The 22,719-nt window shown below is 66.0% G+C and carries 20 protein-coding genes and 1 pseudogene; 6 read left to right on the forward strand and 15 right to left on the reverse strand.

What is annotated here, in order from left to right; all coding sequences use genetic code 11:
• Positions 1-56: 56 nt before the first annotated feature.
• Positions 57-439 (reverse strand): annotated as a pseudogene (locus tag N5D45_RS03695) (nuclear transport factor 2 family protein).
• A gap of 52 nt (positions 440-491) precedes the next feature.
• Positions 492-1,067, reverse strand: coding sequence for a TetR/AcrR family transcriptional regulator (locus N5D45_RS03700; RefSeq protein WP_043398545.1), 576 nt, complete (start codon positions 1,065-1,067; stop codon positions 492-494).
• A 69-nt stretch (positions 1,068-1,136) separates the two neighbouring features.
• On the opposite strand from N5D45_RS03700, the gene N5D45_RS03705 reads away from it, so the two are divergent.
• The gene (locus N5D45_RS03705; protein ID WP_057503324.1) at positions 1,137-1,682 is read left to right on the forward strand and encodes a thioesterase family protein; all 546 of its coding nucleotides are present in this window, start codon (positions 1,137-1,139) and stop codon (positions 1,680-1,682) included.
• Positions 1,683-1,688: 6 nt separating this feature from the next.
• On the opposite strand, the gene N5D45_RS03710 is transcribed toward N5D45_RS03705, so the two are convergent.
• A complete protein-coding gene (locus N5D45_RS03710; RefSeq protein ID WP_279938470.1) occupies positions 1,689-2,822 on the reverse strand; it encodes an agmatine deiminase family protein in 1,134 nt (377 codons plus the stop codon).
• Positions 2,823-2,927: 105 nt separating this feature from the next.
• On the opposite strand from N5D45_RS03710, the gene N5D45_RS03715 reads away from it, so the two are divergent.
• A complete protein-coding gene (locus N5D45_RS03715; protein WP_279938471.1) occupies positions 2,928-3,812 on the forward strand; it encodes a LysR family transcriptional regulator in 885 nt (294 codons plus the stop codon).
• Here the strand turns inward: N5D45_RS03715 and N5D45_RS03720 are convergent.
• Both N5D45_RS03720 and N5D45_RS03725 read right to left on the reverse strand, forming a co-directional pair.
• Complete coding sequence (locus N5D45_RS03720) at positions 3,787-4,575, reverse strand: SGNH/GDSL hydrolase family protein (protein ID WP_049455456.1); 789 nt, start codon at positions 4,573-4,575, stop codon at positions 3,787-3,789. The two genes, N5D45_RS03715 and N5D45_RS03720, sit on opposite strands and share 26 nt — an antisense overlap.
• 49 nt (positions 4,576-4,624) lie before the next feature.
• Positions 4,625-5,590, reverse strand: a complete 966-nt coding sequence (locus tag N5D45_RS03725; RefSeq protein ID WP_049482504.1) for a DUF2268 domain-containing putative Zn-dependent protease — start codon at positions 5,588-5,590, stop codon at positions 4,625-4,627.
• Between the two features lie 138 nt (positions 5,591-5,728).
• Here N5D45_RS03725 and N5D45_RS03730 point away from each other — a divergent pair, with 138 nt between their 5' ends.
• On the forward strand, positions 5,729-6,712 hold the full coding sequence (locus tag N5D45_RS03730) for a hypothetical protein (RefSeq protein WP_010480506.1): 984 nt from the start codon (positions 5,729-5,731) through the stop codon (positions 6,710-6,712).
• A gap of 10 nt (positions 6,713-6,722) precedes the next feature.
• Here N5D45_RS03730 and N5D45_RS03735 read toward each other — a convergent pair whose 3' ends face one another.
• The 3 genes from N5D45_RS03735 to N5D45_RS03745 all read right to left on the reverse strand — a co-directional run bounded on the left by N5D45_RS03735 (position 6,723) and on the right by N5D45_RS03745 (position 10,223).
• A complete protein-coding gene (locus N5D45_RS03735) occupies positions 6,723-7,043 on the reverse strand; it encodes a hypothetical protein (protein ID WP_029379698.1) in 321 nt (106 codons plus the stop codon).
• Between the two features lie 220 nt (positions 7,044-7,263).
• Positions 7,264-9,726: a prolyl oligopeptidase family serine peptidase gene (locus tag N5D45_RS03740; protein WP_057503327.1), complete on the reverse strand. Its 2,463-nt coding sequence runs from the start codon at positions 9,724-9,726 to the stop codon at positions 7,264-7,266.
• A gap of 167 nt (positions 9,727-9,893) precedes the next feature.
• Entirely contained in the window at positions 9,894-10,223 is a 330-nt protein-coding gene (locus N5D45_RS03745) for a hypothetical protein (RefSeq protein ID WP_010480503.1), read from the reverse strand.
• A 238-nt stretch (positions 10,224-10,461) separates the two neighbouring features.
• Between N5D45_RS03745 and N5D45_RS03750 the strand changes: the two genes are divergently transcribed.
• Together N5D45_RS03750 and N5D45_RS03755 are read left to right on the forward strand one after the other, a co-directional pair.
• Positions 10,462-11,238 (forward strand): HipA family kinase, encoded by a 777-nt coding sequence (locus tag N5D45_RS03750; protein ID WP_043398508.1) that lies wholly within the window; start codon positions 10,462-10,464, stop codon positions 11,236-11,238.
• Complete coding sequence (locus N5D45_RS03755; protein WP_019337307.1) at positions 11,216-11,608, forward strand: DUF3037 domain-containing protein; 393 nt, start codon at positions 11,216-11,218, stop codon at positions 11,606-11,608. Before N5D45_RS03750 ends, N5D45_RS03755 begins: the two co-directional genes overlap by 23 nt.
• Positions 11,609-11,620: 12 nt before the next feature.
• Here N5D45_RS03755 and N5D45_RS03760 read toward each other — a convergent pair whose 3' ends face one another.
• The 4 genes from N5D45_RS03760 to N5D45_RS03775 all read right to left on the reverse strand — a co-directional run bounded on the left by N5D45_RS03760 (position 11,621) and on the right by N5D45_RS03775 (position 14,860).
• Positions 11,621-11,845 carry a hypothetical protein gene (locus tag N5D45_RS03760; RefSeq protein WP_138984362.1) on the reverse strand — a complete coding sequence of 75 codons (225 nt, stop codon included), beginning with the start codon at positions 11,843-11,845 and terminating at the stop codon, positions 11,621-11,623.
• Between the two features lie 62 nt (positions 11,846-11,907).
• On the reverse strand, positions 11,908-13,338 hold the full coding sequence (locus tag N5D45_RS03765; RefSeq protein WP_057503329.1) for a serine hydrolase domain-containing protein: 1,431 nt from the start codon (positions 13,336-13,338) through the stop codon (positions 11,908-11,910).
• Positions 13,339-13,402: 64 nt separating this feature from the next.
• Positions 13,403-13,903, reverse strand: a complete 501-nt coding sequence (locus tag N5D45_RS03770) for a DUF4952 domain-containing protein (protein ID WP_197656973.1) — start codon at positions 13,901-13,903, stop codon at positions 13,403-13,405.
• Positions 13,904-13,954: 51 nt separating this feature from the next.
• The gene (locus N5D45_RS03775; protein ID WP_279938472.1) at positions 13,955-14,860 is read right to left on the reverse strand and encodes a LysR family transcriptional regulator; all 906 of its coding nucleotides are present in this window, start codon (positions 14,858-14,860) and stop codon (positions 13,955-13,957) included.
• A gap of 118 nt (positions 14,861-14,978) precedes the next feature.
• On the opposite strand from N5D45_RS03775, the gene N5D45_RS03780 reads away from it, so the two are divergent.
• On the forward strand, positions 14,979-15,968 hold the full coding sequence (locus tag N5D45_RS03780; protein WP_164191396.1) for a zinc-dependent alcohol dehydrogenase family protein: 990 nt from the start codon (positions 14,979-14,981) through the stop codon (positions 15,966-15,968).
• Between the two features lie 43 nt (positions 15,969-16,011).
• Here the strand turns inward: N5D45_RS03780 and N5D45_RS03785 are convergent, their stop codons facing one another.
• The 3 genes from N5D45_RS03785 to mtnA all read right to left on the reverse strand — a co-directional run bounded on the left by N5D45_RS03785 (position 16,012) and on the right by mtnA (position 22,712).
• A complete protein-coding gene (locus tag N5D45_RS03785; RefSeq protein ID WP_197656971.1) occupies positions 16,012-18,540 on the reverse strand; it encodes a membrane-bound PQQ-dependent dehydrogenase, glucose/quinate/shikimate family in 2,529 nt (842 codons plus the stop codon).
• A gap of 131 nt (positions 18,541-18,671) precedes the next feature.
• Positions 18,672-21,386 carry a DNA gyrase subunit A gene (gene gyrA, locus N5D45_RS03790; protein WP_279938473.1) on the reverse strand — a complete coding sequence of 905 codons (2,715 nt, stop codon included), beginning with the start codon at positions 21,384-21,386 and terminating at the stop codon, positions 18,672-18,674.
• Positions 21,387-21,647: 261 nt separating this feature from the next.
• Complete coding sequence (gene mtnA, locus N5D45_RS03795) at positions 21,648-22,712, reverse strand: S-methyl-5-thioribose-1-phosphate isomerase (protein WP_010480489.1); 1,065 nt, start codon at positions 22,710-22,712, stop codon at positions 21,648-21,650.
• Positions 22,713-22,719 lie beyond the last annotated feature (7 nt).

Consider the following 22,719-nt stretch of genomic DNA (forward strand, 5'->3'; position numbering starts at 1 on the left):
CGGATTCTACCGCGGCCGGGGCCTCTGTCCAGGCGACGGGCCGAGGCCATTGATCATCAACTGCGGTCGACGATCCGCACGATGCGACCGTCCTCAAAAGCGAACTCGCTGTGTCCCTGCAGTGCCAGTTCCGTACCCGCGCCGGGACCATCGGAATGTCCTGCGCGAACACGCCACGCCAGTCGATGCTGGCCAGCACCACGCCATCCTTGAAGATCAGCTCCAGCAACCGCTGCTCGCGCTCGCGGAACAACGGCGCCGATTGCCGTGCCAGTTCGCCAAAGGCATCGATGCCTTCGGTGACCATCGTCAGCTGGCCACCGCTGTGGTTCTCGAAACGCACGTTATGCGCCAGCACCGCCAGCATGGCGTCGATGTCGAAGCGGTTGTAGGCCTGCAGGTAGTGCTCGATCAGATGGCGGCAGTGCGATTCGTCCACGGCGGCGTCCAGTCAGGGCCTGCGCCGAGTCTCCCGCGACCGTTCAGCCGTATCAAGGAGGCGCGGCGGCCTTCAGCAACTGCGCGGCCACCTGGTCGAACGGGGCGATGTCCTGCAGTGCGCGGCACATCGCCACCGCACCTTCCACACTGGCAATCACCAGATTGGCCAGCCCACCCGCGGCGACCGGATCGTGGCCGTCGGCGATGAACGCTGCGGCCAGATGGGCCTGCCAACGTGCGAACACTTCAGCAGCTGCTGCACGGGGCTGGCTCGGCACTGCCTCCACCGGCTCCTCCACGGCAGCGGCCAGTACCGGGCAGCCCGCCCGGAACCCGGAGCGCAGCAGGCGCTCGCGCCACATTGCCAGGAACTGCTGCAGGCCCTGCACGGCCCCGCCCTTCAGCAGCTCCACCAGCAGCGCTTCCACCTTGTCGCCAGCCATGTGGGTGGCACGCGCCAGCAGCTCCTGCTTGCCGCCGGGAAAATGGTGGTAGGTGGAGCCCAGCGGCGCCTCGGCCAGCTTGGTCACCTCACGAATGCTGGTGGCATTGAGGCCTACCCGCGCCAGCATCTGTGCTGCGGCATCAATCACCCGTTGCGGGGCATCAGAGGGTCGTGGGCTCACGGCGATCGCCTTGCTAAGACAGTCGTCATAGATTAGCGTACCGGCCGTTCTATAACAGTCGTCATAGCCATGAATCTCTGGTTCCGCCTGCTCCATCTGCTGCTTTGCAGCCTGTTCCGGCCGAAGCTGGAGGCCCCGTTCGGGGTCTCGCGCCTGCAGTTCCGTGTGCTGCCCAACGACCTGGACAGCAACCTGCACATGACCAACGGCCGCTACTGGAACATCTTCGATCTGGGCCGGCTGGACCTGATCCTCCGCATGGGCTTGGGCCGGGTGGCACTGCGCGAGAAGTGGGCGCCGATTGTCGGCGCCGGCACCATCCAGTTCCGCCGCGAACTCAAGCCGTTCCAGCGCTTCACCCTGGAAACGCGCCTGGTGGGCTGGGTCGGCTCGCGCGGCATCATGGAACAGCGCGTGCTGATCGGGCCCGAGCAGAAGATCGCCACCCGTGCGCTGCTGGTCACCGGCATCTACGACCGTCGAGCGCGCCAGTTCCTGAGCATGCCGAAGATGATGGAAGCGATCGGCGTGGTCGCCCCACCGTCGCCGTCGCTCAGTGCAGCCGCCGAGGCGTTGCTGGCGGCCGATGCCGCGTTGAAGCTGGACGATGCCTGAGGCACGTCACCCTACCTTCGGCATGTTCTTGGTCACGCAATGGATGCCACCTCCGCCGCCGGCGATCGCATCGATATCCACCTGTTCGATCACGCGGCCGGGATACATGTCCTCCAGCAGTTCACGGCAGTAGCCATCGGCTGCGTCGTCACCGAACTGCGGCGCGACCACCGCGCCGTTGATCGGCAGGTAGTTGATATAGCCCGTCGCCAGATCGTCGTTGTCGCGGGTATGCACGTTGTCGCGCCCGTCCAGCGGCGGCGGCAGCGTATGCACCTGCAGGCGACGGCCATCGGCATCGGTGGCCTCGCGCAGGATCTGTAGATGTTCGCGGGTCAGGTCGTAGTCGTAGGACTCCGGATCATTGTCCAGGTTGGCAATCACTACACCCGGGCGCACGAAGCGCGCATAGAAATCCACATGCGCGTCGGTGATGTCCTCGCCGGCGATGCCGGGCAGCCAGATCACCTTGCGCAGGCCCAGGTGATGCTTCAGCTCGGCCTCGATCTCCGCGCGCGACCAGTCCGGATTACGGTTGCGGTTCACCCAGCAGCTTTCGGTGAGGATGGCGGTGCCATGGCCATCGACTTCGATGCCACCGCCCTCGCCCACCAGATCGCTTTCCAGCAGCGTCGCGCCGGTCACCTGTGCCAGCCAGGGCGCCACCGCGCCATCGTTGCGTGCGCTCTGCTTGCCTCCCCAACCGTTGAAGTTGAAGTCGACCAGCCCCAGCCCGCCCCGGTCATTGGTGACGAAGCAACCGCCGTAATCGCGCACCCATATGTCATCCAGCGGCACCTCGAGGAACTCGATGTTGTCGCGGCCGCAGCGGTCCTGCGCCAGCTTCAGCTGGTCCGGGCGGCACAGCACGCTGACCGGCTGGTGGCGGGCGATGGTGCGGGCCAGCCGTGCCACGGCGGTGTTCACCGCATCGGCCTGCGCGCCCCACACCCGCGGTTGCGCGGCGAAGGCCAGAAAGACACGTTCCTGCGGCCCGTGCTCGTCCGGCATGCGCCAGGGGCCCGCAGCTGGCTCCGCTGCGGATACGCGAGCCGGCAGCCCCGCCAGACCGAGGGCGGCCAGGCCGCCAAGACCGGCGGCGCCCGCCAGCTGGGTGAGGAAGTGACGACGGCTGCTCATGACGGGCTCCAGGGCCGGTGTGGGATGGAAGCTATGCTGCGCTTGCCTATCCATAAGAACAAACGATAGATTCAGCCATCAATTGAACAGTTTTACTTACCTGAAATGCTCAAGCATTGGCCACCGCTGAACGCGTTGCGTGGTTTCGAGGCCGCCGCCCGCCTGGGTAGTTTCCACAGGGCCGCCGAGGAACTGCATCTGACCCAGTCGGCCATCAGCCAGCAGATCCGGGGCCTGGAAGCCTCGCTGCAGCAGCCGTTGTTCTTCCGGCAGGGCCGCAGCGTCACCCTCACCGACGCCGGCATCGACCTGCTGGAAACCACCCAGTCCCTGCTGCGGCAGCTGGCCAGTGGCATCCGCCGGCTCGATCAGTACCGCAAGCCGAATCAACTGATCGTCAACACCAGCCCGGCCTTTGCGCGCCATTGGCTGGTGCCACGCCTGGCCGGGTTCCATCGCCTGTATCCCGGTGCCGACCTGTGGCTGCTGACCAGCGAGGACGCGCCGGACATGACCACGCAGACGCTGGACGTGGCGGTACGCGATGACCTCGACTCACAGGCGCAGTGCCAGCACCGCGTGCTGCTGCAGGACCGGCTCTATCCGGCCTGCCATCCGGCCCTGCTCGCCACACCGGTGCACGAACGACTGACCCTGCATGGCGAGCGCGAGATGGATTGGAGCCAATGGCAGGTGCAGGGCGGCGCCGATGTCGGCCAGCGCCGCGAGGGCATGAATTTCTCCGAGCCCGGGCAGCTGCTGGATGCCGCATGCCAAGGGCTGGGCATCGCGCTGGTCAGCGAGCTGCTGGCGTCACGCGCCTGCGAGCAGGGCCTGCTGCAGCCGCTGGATGAGGCACGCGTGCGTGGTCCGCGCTGGAGCTGGCTGGTGCATGAGGACAGCGCGGCCGATCCGCTGGTGATCAGTTTCTGCGAGTGGTTGGCGGCGAGTCTGCCCGCGGGAGCTACTTCTGCTGCAGCGCGCGCTTGACCGCCGCTTCGGCCAACGGCGCCATCACCGCATAGCCCTTCGCGGTGGGATGCACGCCGTCCTCGGCCAGCTGCGGATCGAGGCCACCAGCCGCATTGGCCATCGGCGTGTAGTAGTCCAGATAGACCAGCTGCTTCGCCTCGGCATAGCGCTTCAACGCCGTATTCAATGCGCGCACCTTCGGCGCAGGCGTGATGCCCGGCATCCACGGGTACTCGCTCACCGGCAGCACGGAGGCCAGCACCACGGCGATGCCATGTGCACGGGCCAGCTCCATCATCGCGTGCAGGTTGTCTTCGATCATCGCCTGCGTGGACGGGCCGGTGTTGCCGGCGATGTCGTTGGTGCCGGCCAGGATCACCACCACCTGTGGCTTCAGTGCCAGCACGTCCTGCGGGAAACGCACCAGCATCTGCGCCGTGGTCTGGCCACTGATGCCGCGGTTGAGCCAGCCCTTGCCGGGGAAGAAACCGGCATTGCCTTCCCTGCCCCAGCCCTCGGTGATGGAGTCACCGAAGAACACTACGCGTGGCTGGCCCGGCACTGCCGCAGGCAGTCGCGCGTTCGCGTCACGATAGCGTTGCAGCTGCGGCCAATCGGCCAGGCGCTGCTGCATGAAACGAACTTCGTCGGGGCGCAGCTGGTCGATCGGCGTCTGCAGCAGCGGATTGACTGCGACGGCTTCCGCAGCGCCCAGCGGAAAAGCCAACGCGAGGCCCAGCGTCACGACGGTGGCAGCGGCAAGCTCAACAGATCCACGCATGCGAGTACTCCTGAAATCATCTTCCGCAGTCTAACGCCCCGCCCTGTGCTCAGCGTGCAGCCGTACGCGCCGCCACACCCGTGACTTTCGCCGGCATCCACATGCCCGGCGTCCAGCCGCTGGCAGCGAGGATCGCCTTCGGGTTGTCCTGCTGGATCAGCGCACGCACCGCATCACGCTTGTCCTTGGCCTGCAGGTAATAGGCCTTGGCGATGCGGTAGCCCACCCAGTACCCGAGGTCGTAAGGCTCCTGCGAGCCCGGCTTGTAGTTGTACAGCCACGGCGACAGATCGGTGCTGTCCAGATCCAGCGCGAACGCGCTTTCGATATGCACTTCCCGGCCACGGGTCCAGGCCGCGTGGCGCCCGTTGCCGACGTTGCCGGAAATCAGTTCGGCGATGAACTCGGCGATGCCCTCCCCCAGCGAAACACGCAGCACCGTCGCATGCGGGTCGCCCGGCTCGAAGTCGGTCAGGCCCGTCTGCTGGATGTGCACGTACTCGTGCGCAATCACGTGCACGAAGCGGTCCTGCACATTGGGATTCATGAAATCGGCTGCGCACAGCGCTTCCAGGCCGATGATCACCCCGCTTTTCGAGGTCAGCCCGACCGGACGGCCACGGCCCACCGCGATGGTCACCGGCGGAAACGCAGCCTGCGGGTAGATCGCCTGCAGGTTGGAAAACACCTGCGTCAGGCGTTGTTTCACCGCTGGCAGTTCGGCCAGGCAGCTTCGTCCCTGCGCATACAGTTCCGGCTGGTTGGCGATGGACTCGGCAATGCGCTCGGGGGTGACCCGGCGCGCCTTCGCCAGTTCGGCCAGGCCCGCCGAACCCTCGGCCATGTATCCACGCAACTGCGCAACGCTGGGTTTGCCACCTGCGTTGTCGTACAGCGCGTAGAAGCGACTGACATCGTCAGTGACAATCTGAGGCCCGGCCGGTACCGCCGCCGTGGCCATGCCAACTGCCCCGGCACAGGCCAGGGCCAACAGGCCGCGCAGGATCATGGACATCGCTCCGTCCTTGGTGGAGTGCAGGCGAAGCGCGCAATCTATCACCCCGGCCCGGCCGCCGCAGCAAGCAGATGCGGGCACTCCGGCGCTGTGCCAGACTCGATTCGGCACCTGCCACGGAAGATGGAGCACCCCGCGATGATGATCGTTCCCGCGTACTGGGCTGAAGCCCGCCTGCAGGCCCGCTTCCGTGGCCGGCCGGTGGTGGTGCGCCGCTTCGGCTGGTCCGACGAAGGCCCAGCAGAGGCGCAGGTGCACGCCGACCGCCGCGCCAACGAAGCCCTCAATGCCATCCTCGCCGGGCAGGCGCTGCCGCGCCGCGAAGTGCGCAGCAACTACGGCGTGGAGGGCGTGCCGATCCGCGAGCAGATCGTGCAGCGCGACGGCGACGTCATCATCACCCGCAACAGCTATGGCGCACTGTGCCTCAACAGCCCCGACGTGCTGTTCGCCGACATCGACCATGCGCAGCCGCCAGCCGGCTGCGTGATGCCGGCCATTGTTGCGGCGGTCGTGCTGCTTGCCGGCGCCGTCACTGGCACGCTGCTGTGGCACTGGCTGGTGGGGCTGGTGCTGGGCGTGGCGGCGGTAGTTCTGGTCAATGCCGCATTGCTGTTGCGCCGGAGGCAGCGTCTGGCCGCCGCCGGGGGTGCCGAAGGGCTTGCGCTGCGGCGCGTGGAAGTCTTCAGCGAACAACACCCCGACTGGCATCTGCGCGCTTACCGCACGCCTGCGGGACTGCGCGTGCTGGCGATGCATGCCACCTTCTCGCCCGAGGACGAGCAGCTGCAGGCGTTCTTCAAGGCACTGGGCACCGACACCTTGTACGCGCGCATGTGCCGACTGCAGCATTGCTTCCGTGCGCGGCTGACACCGAAGCCGTGGCGCGTCGGCCTGCGTTATCGCATCCGCCCGCCGGTGGCCGCGTGGTCCGCCGAACAGGCCAACAACCCGGACCGTCTGGCCTGGATTGCGGAGTACGAAAAGAAGAGCGCCGGCTTCGCGGCCTGCGCTTATCTACGCAGTTTCGGCGATACCACCCGGGTGCATGCCAAGGCAGAACATGTGCGCGACCTGCATGACCGGCTGTCGCGCGCGCAGGACCGCCTACCGCTGGCGTGAGGGCGGGTACTCAGTCAGCGCTCTGCACGAACGGCTGCCCTGCCAGGGTAGTGCCCAGCCGCACCGCGATCTGTTGACCGTCCTTTTCGAAGGTCGTCGCACATTGCTTTCCATCCTTCTGGCATCCGACTTCCGGAAAGCCGTCCAGCGATTCCGGCGCGCCCTGCGCAGGTTTTGCCCGCCAGCCTGCGGCATCCAGCAGGCGCTTGGCCTTGGCGTAAGGCATGCCGGCGATGATCCCCAGCTGCGCCAATTCGGTGGGCAATGGCTGCGCACCTGCAGTTGAGACCAGGACCAAGGACAACGTTGCAGCAAGAAGGATGGCTTTCATTGCACCGACCTGGAACGAGCTATCAGGTTCAGCCTAGACCATTTGCGCGGCGTGCGAATGTGCCGGTAACACGTCGTTACCGAGTCTCCACAGTTGATTGCATAGCACCTGCAACTGTTTACAGGCCAACGGATAGCCGAGCGTGGGCTCGGCTCTACAGCAGGATGCAGGAAGGCCGCCCGAAGGCGGCCTTCTGCAAAGCGGTCGAGCAAGCTCGACTCTATTTGGCGTTCTTCACGTAGGTGTCGAACCAGTTCAGCATTTCCGCCACCAGCTGTTCGTTCGATTCCAGCGCGGTGTACCAGTGCGGCTCGTTCGGCAGCATCACCAGGCGGGTGGTACCACCGTTGCCACGGATCGCCTGGTACAGCTTGCGCGACTGGAACGGCTCGGTGCCCGGGTTGGCGTCGTCCTCACCGTGGACCAGCAGCAGCGGCAGCTTGATCTTGTCGGCGTAGAAGAACGGCGACGCCTTCAGGTACACGTCCTGCGCCTGCCAGACCGAGCGGCGTTCGTTCTGGAAGCCGAACGGGGTGAAGGTCTTGTTGTACGAACCGCTGGTCGCCACACCGGCCTTGAACAGCTTGGTGTGCGCAATCAGGTTGGCGGTCATCAGGCCGCCATGGCTGTGACCGGTCACGCCGATGCGGTTGCGGTCGACCACGCCCATGTCCACGGCCTTGTCCACCGCCGCCTTGGCGTCGGCTTCCAGCTGCTCCAGGTAGGTGTCGTAGGCGTTCTTCGGGTCACCCACGATCGGGAACGAGGCGTTGTCGATGATCGCGTAGCCGGCCAGCAGCATCAGGCGGTACGGCTGCAGGCGGGTGAAGGTCTGCTGCGAACCGGACACCTGGCCGGCCTGCGCGGCGTTGGCGAAGTCGGCCGGGTACGCATACAGGATCGCCGGCACGCGCTGGCCCTCCTTGTAGCCCGGCGGCGTGTACAGGGTGAACGACAGGTCCACGCCGTCGGCGCGCTTGTAGGTCACCAGCTGCTTCTTGATCTGGCGCACTTCCGGGGTCGGGTCGACCAGCTTGGTCAGCGCGGTCGTGGTGGACGCGAACTGCGCCTCGCCGGCCTTCGCGTCGGCCACCGCCTCACCCTGCTGCCGAATGAAGGCATTCGGCGGATCGATCACCGACTGGTGCCAGGTCAGGTAGCGCCCCGGCGTGTTGCTGAAACCGAGGAACTGTTCGTAGGCATCGGCACTGCTGCGGAACAAGCGCTCGCTCTTCAGCGTGCCCAGGTCCAGGCGGTCCAGGAACGGACGGTCGCCCTGCGGCGACGCGCCACGGCCGCTGAGGAACACATGGTTGCCCTCACGGCGCACGACCTGCGCGCCATTCGGCAGGCGGGTGAAGACCAGGTTGCCGGGGTTGCCGTACAGCTCATCGCTGGACATGTCCCACAGCAGGCGGCCTTCCTTCTTCGGCTGGTCCACATCGACGATGCGGGTCTGCATCCAGTGGCGGTTCTCGTCGTTCTCGAACTGGAACGCCACGGACGGATCGGCGGACCACGCAAAACCTTCAAAGCGCTGCGTAGTGCGGGTGATTTCGGTCGGCTTGCCGTTGAACGGCGCCTTCAGCATCAGCACGCGATCGCGATGCGGCACGTTGACCTTCCAGTCGCCCTTGTCCAGCGCTTCGGCATAGACCAGGGTGGCCGGATCGGTGGCACGCCAGTCGAAACCGCGCGGACCTTCCGGTACGCCGTGCACCGGCACGCGGTCGGCCAACGGCAGGCTGGCGATCGGCGTGGACTTGCCGCTGGCGATGTCCAGCACGGCCACGTCGTTGGCGAAGCGCTGGTAGGTCACCGCATGCGAATACGGTGCCTTGATCGATTCGGTCAGCACGTGCACGCCATCGGGCGCGGCGCTGACTTCATTGAACAGCGCCGGTTGCCCGACCGGGCGCACGCGGTTGGCGACGGTATCGACCACGGCCAGCTGCGAAGTACCGTAATAGGCGAACAGCTTCTCGTCATGGACGCTGGTCAGCGTGTCGCGGGCTTCGTAGGTGCTGCTTTCGCCGCTGCTGCCCAGCGACTCCTGCGCGTCCGGACCGGTCGGCACGCCGCCATTGGACGGCGCCGGGCCCTGATTGGCCGGGACCAGCTTCACCAGCAGATTCTGGCTGCCGCCCAGCCACTGCACGGTGTAGCCGAAGATCGGGTTCAGCTGCACGTTCGGCACCTGCTTCACCTGGCCGGTGGCCGCATCGCCCACCCACAGCTGCACGCTGGTATCGACCGCATTCTGGAAGGCGAAGTGGCTGCCATCGGCCGACCACAGCGCGCCGGTGGCGCAGCCCTGCGGCAGGTTGACCTTGGTCTCCTTGCCGCTGCCGATATCGACCAGGGTGAAGTCGGCCACGCAGGCCGGAATGCCGTAGCCACCGGGGGTGTCATGGCGGCTGCGATTCTTCGGCTCCAGGCGCACGCCGGCCAGCTTCAGGTAAGGCTGGGCGACGCGGCTGATTGACGGGTAGGTCTGCGCGGTGGTCAGCAGCAGGCGCTGGCCGCCCGGGGCCACGTTCGGCGCCGGCGGCGGCGGTGCCTTCAGCACCTTGAGCAGGTGTTCCGGCGGCTTGGCGTAGTCGGCAAGCGCCGGGCCAGCGGCCAGCAGGCCGACGGTGGCGACGGCAACGGCCGCCGCCAGAGAGGTTCGACGGATCAGCATCCTTATCCCCTGGAGTGTGAATGGGTACCCGGAATCGGGCATGGACCCGAATCTAGCACCGCAGGGGTTGTCGTGAATGGGCCGGAAGGGCTAGTGGCCGGATGGGGCAAAGTGCAGCTCCGGGAGGTGCCGGGGAACTGCCGGCACCTGCCAGGCATGGCTTGGCACTACTGCTGCGCGTGCAGGTCCCAGGTGGCCAGGTAGTCGGGGTCGACCACGATCATGCCGCTGGTGTGCATGCGGTACTCCCCGGGCTCGGCTGGCTGGTACTGGTCCAGCATCGGCGGCAGGTAGCGCTCGTGGCCATCATTCTCGTCGGCCAGCACCACGCCCTCGTCGGCGCTGATGCGCAGCACCGTGCCGGCATACTGCTCCAGCCCCTTTACCTGGCCGTCGCCGCCATAGCGGGTCACACCTACCAGTACGACCTTGCCGATCATTTCCTCGACCTTGGCGTCGTCCAAGGGCGGCAGCATGGGAGTGAATTCGTCGCTCATCGGTGCACCTCCGTAGCCTGTAGGACATCGTGGATGAGGTTTCCGCTTCGCAGTGCGCGTCGCTGGCAGCCGAGCAGGTGCCCGGCCTGAAGCCTCTGCATCGAGAGTGCCAGTACGCCCATGAACCCAAGGGTTCCTGGAGCACGATGCTGCCATCGCAGGCGGAAGGGACAGGTGAAGGCCGAACTCGGTCCTCGCCGATCAGGGGGTTGCACCTGCACCACGCTAGAATGCGCCCATGCGCACCGTACATGCCCTCCGCTACATCACTCCCTTGCGGGAAGGTGGCTCCCTGCCGGCCGTGGTCGAGACCGACGACGACGGCATGGCCGTGCTGAAGTTCCGTGGCGCAGGCCAGGGCCCGAAGGCGCTGATCGCCGAGCTGATCGCCGGCGAAATGGCGCGCACGCTGGGCCTGCCGATTCCGGAAATCCTGTTCGTGGAGCTGGACCGCGAGTTCGCCCGCACCGAACCGGACCCGGAAATCCAGGAGCTGATCCGTGCCAGCGAGGGCCTGAACCTGGGCCTGGACTACCTGCCCGGTGCGATCAACTACGACCCGGCGGCGATGCCGGTGGATGCCGATCTGGCCTCGCGCATCGTCTGGTTCGATGCGCTCACCAGCAATGTCGATCGCACCACGCGCAATCCGAACCTGATGGTGTGGCATCGAAAGCTGTACCTGATCGATCACGGTGCGGCCATGTACTTCCATCACGACTGGGCCAACGCCGGCGATGCCTGCGAAAAGCCGTTCGTGCTGATCCGCGACCACGTGCTGCTGTCGTTCGCCAGCCGCATCGCCGAGGTGGATGCCGAACTGGCCGCGCGCCTGACCGATGCCGAGATCGAGCGCATCGTCGGCCTGGTGCCGGACAGCTGGCTGGTCAACGAGCCGGCATTCGACAGTCCGCAGGCCTATCGCCAAGGCTACATCGACTATCTCAAGCATCGCCTGAAAGTGCGTGCGGTGTTCGTGCAGGAGGCCATCCGTGCCCACGCTGCACACGTATGACTATGCGGTCATCCGCGTGGTACCGCGGGTGGAACGCGAGGAATTCATCAACGTCGGGGTGATCGTCTCCTGTCCTGGCGCGCGTCATCTGGAGGCGGCCATCGAGATCGATCCTGCGCGCCTGCGCGCCTTCGCGCCGGCGCTGGACCAGGAGGCGCTGCAGCCGTGGCTGGATGCGATCGTGGCCATCTGCCGCGGCGACGCCAGCGCCGGCCCCATCGCGCAGCTGCCCGCGCGAGCGCGCTTCCATTTCCTTACCGCCAAGCGCAGTTCGGTCGTGCAGATGTCGAGCACGCATGTGGGCCGCACTGCGGACCCGGCGGGCGTGGTGGAACACTTGATGACGAAGATGGTGCGGGTGCCGCGCTGATGCGCCCGTCTCTCACTTCCTGGCGCGCGCCCGGTACCAGGCAATGAGTGCACAGGCTACCGCAGCGGAAATCAACACCCACCCGGCTGCTGCCTGCCCATGCAGGTAGCCTTGTGCATACGCAGCACTGGTACCTTCGCTGGCCATCGCCGGGACACCCCTGAGTATCACGTGCACCCCGCGCAGCAGGAGCACCATGCTGGCGACCAGACACACCACGGGAAGGAATCGGCTCATGGACCGATTCTGGTCCGCCAACTGCCCCAGCGTCAACATCGCTGCAGCACAGTCGCTCGGGGCTACAACGGCACTCTTCGCGCGATGTAGTTGACCACGTTGCTGATCGCATCCGGATCGACATTGGCCAGGCCAACGATCACATACCCCTGTGCGGGCATCACCACGATGGCACTGTTCGATCCGGGCGCACCGCCTTCGTGGCCGTACTGGTGCTCCCTGCCCTTGCCCTGCACCACGAAGCCGAATCCATACCAGCCTTTGTGGTTCTGCGCCGTGGTGGCCTGCTGCAGCAATGCAGGTGAGACCAGCTTTCCACTGCGCAATGCCTCGGCGAACTTCACCATGTCGCCCACCGCGCTGTAGCCACCACCGGCTGACATGCCGCGCCAGGGCAGCGACTTCGTTTCACGGACCCATTGCCCGTCCTTCTTCGTGTAGGCGACGGCACGCTGCGGGACGTTCACTGTTTCCGGTTCGAAGCCGGTGCCCATCATGCCCGCCGGGCGCAGGATGTGTTGCTCCACATAGGCGTAGTACGACTGCCCGGAGACGGCCTCGATGATCCGCCCAAGCACGATGAAGCCATAGTTCGAGTAGCTGTCCTGGCTGCCTGGCGTGAATTGCGGCGCATCCTTGGCAAAGCGCCGCACGTAGTCATCCAGCGTCTTCAACGACGCGGAATACTGTTCGAAATCGTCGCCGAAGAAGTCGCCCAGGCCACTGGTATGTGACAGCAGCTGGCGAACGGTTACGCTGTTGGCAACGGCCTTGTTCGGATAGTCCGGCAGGCGACTGCCGATCGTGTCATCGAGACTGAGCTTGCCGTCCTGCACCAGCTGCAGGACGGCCACTGCGGTGAACATCTTGTTGGAGGACGCAAGGCGGAACTGTGTATCCACGTCCACTGGAATGCCAGCGGTGCGATCGGCATCGCCACCGCGCCAGTCCAGCAGCACCTTGCCATTCTGCGCCACCTGCAATGCACCCGACAGCGCGTCCTGCGCCCGCAGCGCCTCCAGCCTTGCCGCGGCATCAGCCATCAGCGCAGGCAATGCAACCCGTGCCGGCTTGTATTTGTCTGGCGTTTCAGTGCCCTCGATCTGGAACTGCTTCACGTGCGACGGGTTGGCCGGGTCCATGACCGCCGTCACCCACATCGCACGTTCGCTCAGCTGGCCCATCACCAGCACCTTCGCCTGGCTGGGCGCGCGCTCGAGTGTTTCCAGAACGCCCAGCGGGCCCGTGCTCTCGCGGAACTCGAGATAGTCCTTGGGCGTGCTGCCCTCCTGCTTGGCATATCTGTCGGCGAATGCCTGCAACCCCTCGAGGCTGCCCGCATTGAAGGCGGCAAGCCAGTCATCGATGGCATCCCGCGCGCGTGGATGTTCGCGCTCGGAAGATGCTGCGCCAACTGCCGGAAATGCCGAGGCGGTCACCAGGACCAAACAGGCCAGCGCATTGCAGAGAAACAGGCGTCCAACAGCCCTCATGGCAATTCCTTTGCGGGTATCCCTGGGCGCATCCTAGACGATGGATCGGCCCGCTGCATCCACGCTAGGGACGCTGCCGCACCACCTCGACAGTGACGTTGAATGCCTCGATGCTATGCCATTGGCCCCGTTCGTACGGCAGCGATTCCACCCCCATGCCGATCTGATACCTCACCGCATCCGGACCTTCGCGCCAGTAGTAGGGTGCGCCGTTGCTCCAGCCACAACAGACGTAGCGCAATGCAGGCAGGCCGAATGCCGTGTGCAGATAGGCTTCGACCTGCGCCGCTTGCGCGCCTGAAACACGATAGTGGGCCTCCATCGGCTTGAGGTAGGACACGTCATCCTGGCTGCAGCCTACATACTGCAGTTCCGGAGGCTTCCGGCCCATTGCCTGCAGGAAATCCTGGCATTCAGTATCAGGTCGCGCCAGGCCATCCGCGCGCCCTTGCACCTCCCACTCGGCCAACGCCTGCGCAGGCGTCTGCTGCGCAAGCACGCTGGCGCTGGAAAATGACGCCAGCAGCAGGACGCGGGCGGCATGCTGCGGCAGCAGGAGAGACATCACGGGGCGAGTCCTTCGCATGGGAACACAGGAATGCTGATCGATGCCACGTTATCGCCTTGCCATCGTCTGCTCTGTGAAACGCGCCACGCAGAAGTCCAGGAAGCTGCGCAGCTTGGGCGTCAGCTGGCGGTCGCGCGTATACACCAGGTTGATCCACGTCGATACCGGCACATGGTCCGGCAGCACTTCCACCAGTTCACCACGCGCCAGCGCAGCGGCAAGCATTTCGTAGGGCTGCAGGATCAATCCCAGCCCACCCACGGCCGCTGTCAGCAGCGGCTCGGCCTGGTTGACCATGAAGCGACTGGACACCGGCACGGTCAGCACGCTGCCATCGGCATCGCGGAAACTCCAGCGTGTGCGGATGATCGAATGCGCGAAGCCCAGGCACTCGTGGCGGCTCAGGTCATTGGGATGGGTGATGGCCGGGCGCGAAGCCAGATAGCCTGGCGACGCACACAGGACCAGCGGATACGGCCCCAGCCGTCGCGCCACCAGCCCGCTGTCGGCCAGGTCACCGGTACGGAACACCAGGTCGTAGCCGTCCTCGACGATGTCCACCAGGCTGTTGGACAGATTCAGATCGACCTGCACATCCGGGTACTGCTGCATGTAAGCCACCACCGCCGGGCCGAGTGCGTGCACGCCGAAGGTGACCGGCGCGCTGATGCGCAGGCGCCCCATCGGCCGTCCACGCGCCACTTCCGCCAATTGCTCGGCGCCCTCCACTTCCTCCAGGATCACCCGCGCCCGCGCCAGGTAGGCCTGGCCGAAGTCGGTCAGGCTCTGCTTGCGCGTGGTGCGGTTGAGCAGGCGCATGCCCAGGTGCTGCTCCAGCGCCTGGATATGCTTGCCGACCAGCTGCGGCGACAGGTCCAGTGCCTCGGCAGCGGCGGCGAAGGAGCCGACCTCGGCCACCTTGGCGAAGGTCCGCAGGGGAGCGATCAGGTCCATTGCAAACAATTGTTTTTCAATGAAACACCAGATTACCCCTTATTCTGGATGCAGACTACGCGCACAGTAGCCGTGACCCTTTCGCCGGCGCCCTCGTCGGCCCTTCCTCGGAGCCCCCATGAGCCAGATTGTCCGCATCCACGAATATGGCAGTGCCGATGTGCTGCGCATCGACGATATCGACGTTCCCGCCCCCGCCCCTGACGAAGTCCAGATCCGGGTGAAGGCAATCGGCCTGAACCGCGCCGAGGTGATGTTCCGCAACGGCGCCTATCTGCAGGAAGCGCAGTTCCCCAGCCGGCTGGGCTATGAGGCCGCTGGCGTGATCGAAACGGTCGGCAGTGCGGTGAGCGGCTTCACTGCTGGCGATGCGGTCAGCGTGATACCGCCACTGGACATCGCGCGCTGGGGCACCTATGGCGAGCTGGCCAACGTGCCGGCACGACTGGTGGTCAAGCACCCACAGGCGTTGGACTTTGAAACGGCGGCCGCGGTGTGGATGCAGTACGTCACCGCCTGGGGCGCGCTGCTGGAACAGGCTCATCTGGCCGCCGGGGATTTCGTCATCATCACCGCCGCCAGCAGCAGCGTCGGCCTGGCCGCCATCCAGATCGCCAATGCAGTAGGCGCCACGCCGATCGCGGTCACCCGTGGCCCGGGCAAGCGCCAGGCCCTGCTCGATGCCGGTGCCGCCCACGTCATCGCCACCCAGGAGCAGGATCTGGTGACCGAAGTGGCGCGCATCACCGGCGGTGCCGGTGCCCGTGTGGTGTTCGATCCGATCGGTGGCCCGCAGTTCGTGCCGCTCACCGAAGCGATGGCCCGTGGCGGCATCCTGCTGGAGTACGGCGCGCTGAGCAGCGAACCCACGCCGTTCCCGCTGTTCAACGTGCTGGGCAAGTCGCTGACGCTGAAGGGCTATCTGTACTCGGAAATCGTTTCTGACGATGCCGCACTGGCCCGCGCCAAGGCGTTCATCGTCGATGGCCTGGACAAGGGCACGCTGGCGCCAAAGATTGCCAAGGTGTTCCCGTTTGCGCAGATCCAGGAGGCACACCGTTACCTGGAATCGAACGAGCAGATCGGCAAGGTGGTGGTGACGGTGTGATCCAGCGTCATGCAATGGGGGTGGATCATCGCCCCCATTGCGGTTACCTGGGCAACGCAAACGCCATCACATAATCGCCGTTCGGGGTTTCCATGAAATGGTGGCCGCCGGCCATGATCACTACGTACTGGCGCCCGCCCTGCTCGTACACCATCGGATTGGCCTGGCCGCCCGCGGGCAGCTTGGCATGCCACAGTTCCTTGCCGGTCTTCAGGTCAATGGCACGCAGCAGGTCATCGGTGGCAGCGGCGATGAAGATCAGGCCGCTGGCGGTGATCACCGAACCACCATTGTTCGGCGTGCCGATCTCGATCGGCAGGCCGGAACGGATGCCGAACGGTCCGTTGCCGCGCGCACTGCCGAATGGACGGTCCCACAGCAGCTTGCCGGTACGCAGGTCGATGGCACGGATACCGCCATAGGGCGGCTGCTTGCACAGCAGGCCGGTGAACGGCAGCCGCCAACCAGCGTTGACCTGGATGCCATACGGCGTGCCCACCTGTGGGTCGCCCGCGCCTTCTGCACCGCCCTTGTCGAACCGGATCTTCTCGCGTGGCAGCCAGCCCAGCCGGTCGGCCTCGGCGCGTGGCACCAGCCGGTTGTAGTTGGGCATGTCGTTGTAGTTGGCCACGATCACGCCGCGGCGCGTATCGATGGACACGCTGCCCCAGTCCGAGCCGCCGTTGTAGCCAGGGTACTCGATGGAATGGCGCTCGCTGCTCGGCGGCGTGTAGAAGCCTTCGTAGTACGCCTTGCGGAACTGGATGCGGCAGACCAGCTGGTCGATCGGGGTGATGCCCCACATGTCGCGCTCGGTCAGGTCATGTTCGCGGCGCAGCGTGTGGTACAGCGAAAACAGCTGGGTGGGTGAACGCTGCTCGGGTTCGACGCCGCCGACCGGCACCTTGCGCTCTTCGGCGGCGGTAAGCAGCTGGCCGTTGCGGCGATCGAGGATATATAGGTCGCCCTGCTTGGTCGGCAACAGGATCGCCGGCACCTTGCCCGCCGCCGTCGGGTAGTCGATCAGGCTGGCCTGCGAACCCAGGTCGTAGTCCCACACATCCTTGCGCACCGCCTGGAAATGCCAGACCGGCTTGCCGGTGGCCACGTCGATCGCCACCAGCGAGGTTGCATAGCGGTTCTGGCTCTCCGTGCGCGAGCCACTCCAATAGTCTCCCGCAGAATTGCCCAGCGGCAGGTAGACCAGCCCCAGTGCTTCATCACCGGTGGCGGTGGTCCACATGTTGGGTGTGCCGCGCGTATAGGTCTGCTCGCGCGGCGGCAAGCCGCTGCGCTCGGGCTGGCCCATGTCCCATGCCCAGCGCAGCTTGCCGGTGATGGCATCGTAGGCCTGGATCACGCCCGAGGGAGCATCGCGGCGCTGTCCGTCGAGCACCTGATGACCGGTCACGATCACGCCGCGCACGATGGCCGGCGGCGAGTTGATCGACACGTAACCCGGTGGCACCTCGCCCATGCCCAGGGTGATGTCGACCTGGCCGTTGTTACCGAAATTCGCGCAGGGACGGCCGCTGTCCGCGTCCACCGCGATGATGCGACCGTCCAGCGTGCCTTCGATGATGCGCGCCCAGCATGCCGGACGACTGCCCGGTGCAACACTGCGGGTGATGCTGGGCGGCGGTTCCGGCAGCGCCAGATCAGCGGCGACATCGGCCAATGCCGCATCAGCAACGGTCGGCGTGCTGGGCTGCTCGTAATAGCTCACACCGCGACAGGCAGCGGTATAGGGAATCGAAGCATCCTTCACCTTTGGATCGAAACGCCACAGTTCCTTGCCGCTGGCAGCATCAAGCGCGATCAGGCGGTTGCGTGCGGTGCACAGGTACAGGCGATCGCCAATCTTCAGCGGCGTGGTTTCCGCGCCCCAGCGCTTCTTCGGCATATCGCCGGTACGGAACTGCCAGGCCGGCTGCAGCGTGGCCACATTGGCCGGGGTGATCTGCTGCAGCGGCGAATAGCGGGTGGCCGCATTGCTGCGGCCCCACGCCGGCCAGTCGCCCTCGGCGGGCTGGTCAGCCGGCTGCAGGCCCGTGGTATCGCGCGTAGGTTCCAGTCCGGCGCTGACCGCGCCTTCCGGGAACGGCAGGTGCCCGTCCACTTCACCATGCGGCGCAAAGGCCAGGCCGAAGGCAGCTACGAACACCAGCATCAGCACGCCCGCCACGCTGCGCGACAGGCGCTTTGACACCGGTTCGCGCAGGGTCGGTGCCAGCAGCGCCACCACGATGCCCAGGGCCGTAACGAGGCCCAGGCGCGGCACCCAACGCCAGTAGTCGCTACCTGACTCCCACCAGGTCCACAGCAGTGTGCCGATGAACACCAGCGCGTACAGCAGCGCGCCGCTGCGACGGTTGCCGAACAGCAGGAGGCCGCTGGCCAGCAGGCCGAGCCCGGCGATGGCGTAGTACGCCGAGCCGCCAAGGCTGAGCAGCCATGCGCCGAGCCCGCCGATGACCAGGCCGAGCACGACCAGCAACAGCGACAGCACGGTCACCAGCGGATGGCGCGGGGTTCGGACAGGAGCAGGATCGGACGGCGGCGTGACGGACATCGTCGATCTCCGGGGGCAGCATGCGCCCTTATCCCACCGCCGGCGTGAAGCGCGCGCGTATGTGTGGCGTCCGGATACGACGACGCCGGCACAGGGCCGGCGTCGTCGGGTACTTCAGGCTCGCGGCAGGATCACTCCTGCGCGGCGTCCTCGCTGCTGGCCGCAGCCGGGGCGCCGTCGGTCGTGGCCGGGGCGGCAGCCGCCACCTCGTCCTCGTCCTCTTCGATGGAGGCATCCATGCGCTCCACCGCCTGCAGCTTCTCGTCCTTGGACAGGCGGATCAGGGTGACGCCCTGGGTGTTGCGGCCGACGCGGCTGATTTCCGAGCCACGCGTACGCACCAGGGTGCCGCCATCGGAGATCAGCAGGACTTCGTCGCTGGAGCCCATCAGCACCGCGGCGACCAGCTTGCCGTTGCGCTCGGTGGTCTGGATGCCGATCACGCCCTGCGTACCACGGCCCTTGCGCGGGTAGTCCGGCAGCGGGGTGCGCTTGCCATAGCCGTTCTCGGTGGCGGTGAGGATGTACTGCACGCTGGCGTCGTCAGCGCCGTCGATCACCGCATCGCCATTGGCGGCGGCTTCTTCGACACCGTTGTCGTCCTCGTTCTCGTCCTCGATGCCACCGGCACTTTCGGCCACGATCAGGCTGACCACTTCCTCGCCGGCCGGCATCTTGATGCCACGCACGCCGGTCGCGGTACGGCCCATCGAGCGGACCTTGTCCTCGCCGAAGCGCACGGTCTTGCCGTTGGAGGCGAACAGCAGGATGTCGCGCTCGCCGTCGGTCAGGCCGACGCCAACCAGCGCGTCGCCCTCGTCGAGGTTGATCGCGATCTTGCCGCGGGCCAGACGGAAGGCGAACTCGCCCAGCGGGGTCTTCTTGACCGTACCGTTCTTCGTGGCGAAGAACACAAACTGGCCATCCGCGTACTCGCGTACCGGCAGCACGGCCTGCACGCGCTCGCCGGGTTCCAGCGGGATCCAGTTGATGATCGGACGGCCACGAGCGTTGGAACCGGCTTCGGGCAGCTGGTAGACCGGCAGCCAGAACACCTTGCCCGAACTGGTGAAGGTCAGCAGCGTGTCATGCGTGTTGACCAGCCACAGCTGTTCGATGAAATCCTCTTCCTTGGTCGCCGCCGCACTGCGGCCACGGCCGCCACGGCGCTGCGCGCGGTACACGCTCACCGGCTGGCGCTTCACGTAACCGGCGTGCGACACGGTGACCACCACGTCTTCCGGCGCGATCAGGTCGAGGATGTCCAGGTCTTCTTCGCTGTGGCGGATCTCGGTACGACGCTCGTCGCCGAACTCGGCCTTGACGCTGACCAGCTCTTCGCGGATCACCTGCAGCAGGCGGTCGGGGTCTTCCAGGATGTGGATCAGCCCGGCGATCACTTCCAGCAGCTGCTTGTACTCGTCGGTCAGGCGGTCCTGCTCCAGCCCGGTCAGGCGGTGCAGGCGCATTTCCAGGATCTGGGTGGCCTGGATCTCGGTCAGCTGGTAGCCGCCCTCGATCAGGCCCACGCCCTTGGGCAGGTCTTCCGGACGCGAGGCTTCGGCACCGGCGGCGCCCAGCATCGCACCGACCAGGCCCGGCTCCCACACGCGCGCCAGCATGCGCTCGCGTGCTTCGTTCGGGTTCGGCGAGGTCTTGATCAGTTCGATCATCTCGTCGATGTTGGCCAGCGCGACGGTCAGGCCTTCCAGCACGTGGGCACGGGCACGCGCCTTGCGCAGCTCGAACACGGTGCGGCGGGTGACCACTTCGCGACGGTGGCGGACGAACGCCTCCAGCATCTGCTTGAGGTTCATCAACTGCGGGCGGCCATCGACCAGCGCCACCATGTTGATGCCGAACACCGATTCCATCTGCGTCTGCTGGTACAGGTTGTTCAGCACAACCTCGGCAGATTCACCGCGCTTGATCTCGATGTAGATGCGCATGCCGTCCTTGTCGGACTCATCGCGCAGCTCGCTGATGCCTTCGATCTTCTTTTCCTTGACCAGCTCGGCGATCTTCTCGATCAGACGCGCCTTGTTCACCTGGTAAGGAATCTCGGTGACGATGATCGATTCGCGGCCGTTGTCGGCCACTTCGATATCGGCCTTGGCACGGATGCGCACGCGGCCACGGCCGGTGCGGTAGCCGGCGACGATGCCGGCGGTGCCATTGATGATGCCGGCGGTCGGGAAATCCGGGCCAGGAATGTATTCCATCAGGCCGTCGACGTCGATTTCCGGGTTGTCGATCAGCGCGATGCAGGCGTTGATCGATTCGCTCAGATTGTGCGGCGGGATGTTGGTCGCCATACCCACCGCGATACCGGCCGAACCATTGACCAGCAGGTTCGGGAACCGGGTCGGCATGACCGTCGGCTCGAGTTCCTTTTCGTCGTAGTTGGGCTGGAAATCGACGGTTTCCTTGTCGATGTCGGCCATCAGCTCATGCGCGAGGCGCGACATGCGCGCTTCGGTGTATCGCATCGCTGCGGCGGAGTCGCCATCGATGGAGCCGAAGTTACCCTGGCCATCGACCAGCATGTAGCGCAGCGAGAACGGCTGTGCCAGGCGCACCAGCGTGTCGTACACCGACAGATCGCCATGCGGATGGTACTTACCGATGACGTCACCGACGATACGCGCCGACTTGAAGTAGGGCTTGTTGCTGTGCGCGTTCAGTTCATTCATCGCGAACAGCACGCGGCGATGCACCGGCTTGAGGCCGTCGCGCGCATCCGGGAGCGCGCGGCCCACGATCACGCTCATGGCGTAATCGAGGTAGCTCTTGCGCATCTCGTCTTCCAGGTTGACCTGGATGATTTCCTTGGCGGTTTCTGCCATTCGGGTTCCGTTGTCTGGTAGCGGTCCAGTCCGGCGCAGCCCTCTGCGGGAGGGGGTCGTGCCGGAACCTCGATTCAACCTGTGGATACTACCACAACAGGCCGTTTTCCGCCTCCCTTTACGGGGATTTTACCGGCACAAATCAGGAACTTAGGGCCCCATACCGCCCCTGTAGCGCCGAGCCCATGCTCGGCTGCGGCGGATTCGCTGGCTGAGCCGAGCGTGGGCTCGGCTCTCCAGACATCCGCGACCCTGCCCGCCTCAGCCGCCGAAGGCGGCGCGCATGTTGTCGGCGGTCGGGTTCAGGATCACCCCGCGCTCGGTCACGATGGCATCGATCAGCTCGCCCGGAGTGACGTCGAACACCGGGTTCCAGGCGGCGATGCCCTCGGCCACGGTGCGGGTACCGCCCACGCCGTACAGCTCGCCCGGATCGCGCTGCTCGATCTCGATCTGGCTGCCGTCCACAGTTTCCATGTCCACCGTCGAGGACGGCGCCACGACCATGAACTTCACGCCGTGGTGGCGCGCGGCAATGGCCAGCTGGTAGGTACCGATCTTGTTGGCGGTATCGCCATTGGCGCAGATGCGGTCCGCACCCACGATCACCCACTGCACAGCACCGGTCTTCATCAGGTGCGAGGCGGCCGAATCGGCAATCAGGGTGGCGTCGATGCCATCCTGCTGCAGCTCCCACACCGTCAGGCGCGCGCCCTGCAGCCACGGCCGGGTCTCGCCGGCGAACACGCGGGCAATGCGGTGCTGGGCCATGCCGGCACGGATCACGCCCAACGCGGTACCGAAGCCGGCGGTGGCCAGCGAGCCGGTGTTGCAATGGGTCAGCACGCCGCTGCCGGCCTCGATCAGGCCGGCGCCCAGCGCGCCCATGTGGCGGTTGGCCGCCAGGTCTTCCTCGGCGATGGCCTGCGCCTCCGCTTCCAGCGCGGCCTTCCAGTCGGCGCCAGCGGCGTTCAGGCAGCGGCGCATGCGCGCCAGCGCCCAGGCCAGGTTGACAGCGGTCGGGCGCGACGCGTTCAAGCGCTGCAGCGCCGGCTCCAGCTGCTGCAGCGCATGCGCGCCATCAGCGGCCTGCACGTCACGTGCGGCCAGCACCACGCCCCAGGCCGCAGCAATGCCGATGGCCGGCGCGCCACGCACGGTCAGCGCGTGGATGGCGGCGGCAACCTCGTCACTGTCATGGCAGACCACGTGCTCGACCACGAACGGCAGCTTGCGCTGGTCCAGCAGTTGCAGGGCATCGCCGGTCCAGAGGATCGGGCGGATGTGGTCGTAACGGGCGTAGTCGATGTCGGAGGCAGTGTTCATGGCCCCA

It is taken from the genome of Stenotrophomonas sp. GD03819, from assembly GCF_029841665.1.
GTDB classification, from domain to species: Bacteria; Pseudomonadota; Gammaproteobacteria; order Xanthomonadales; family Xanthomonadaceae; genus Stenotrophomonas; species Stenotrophomonas geniculata.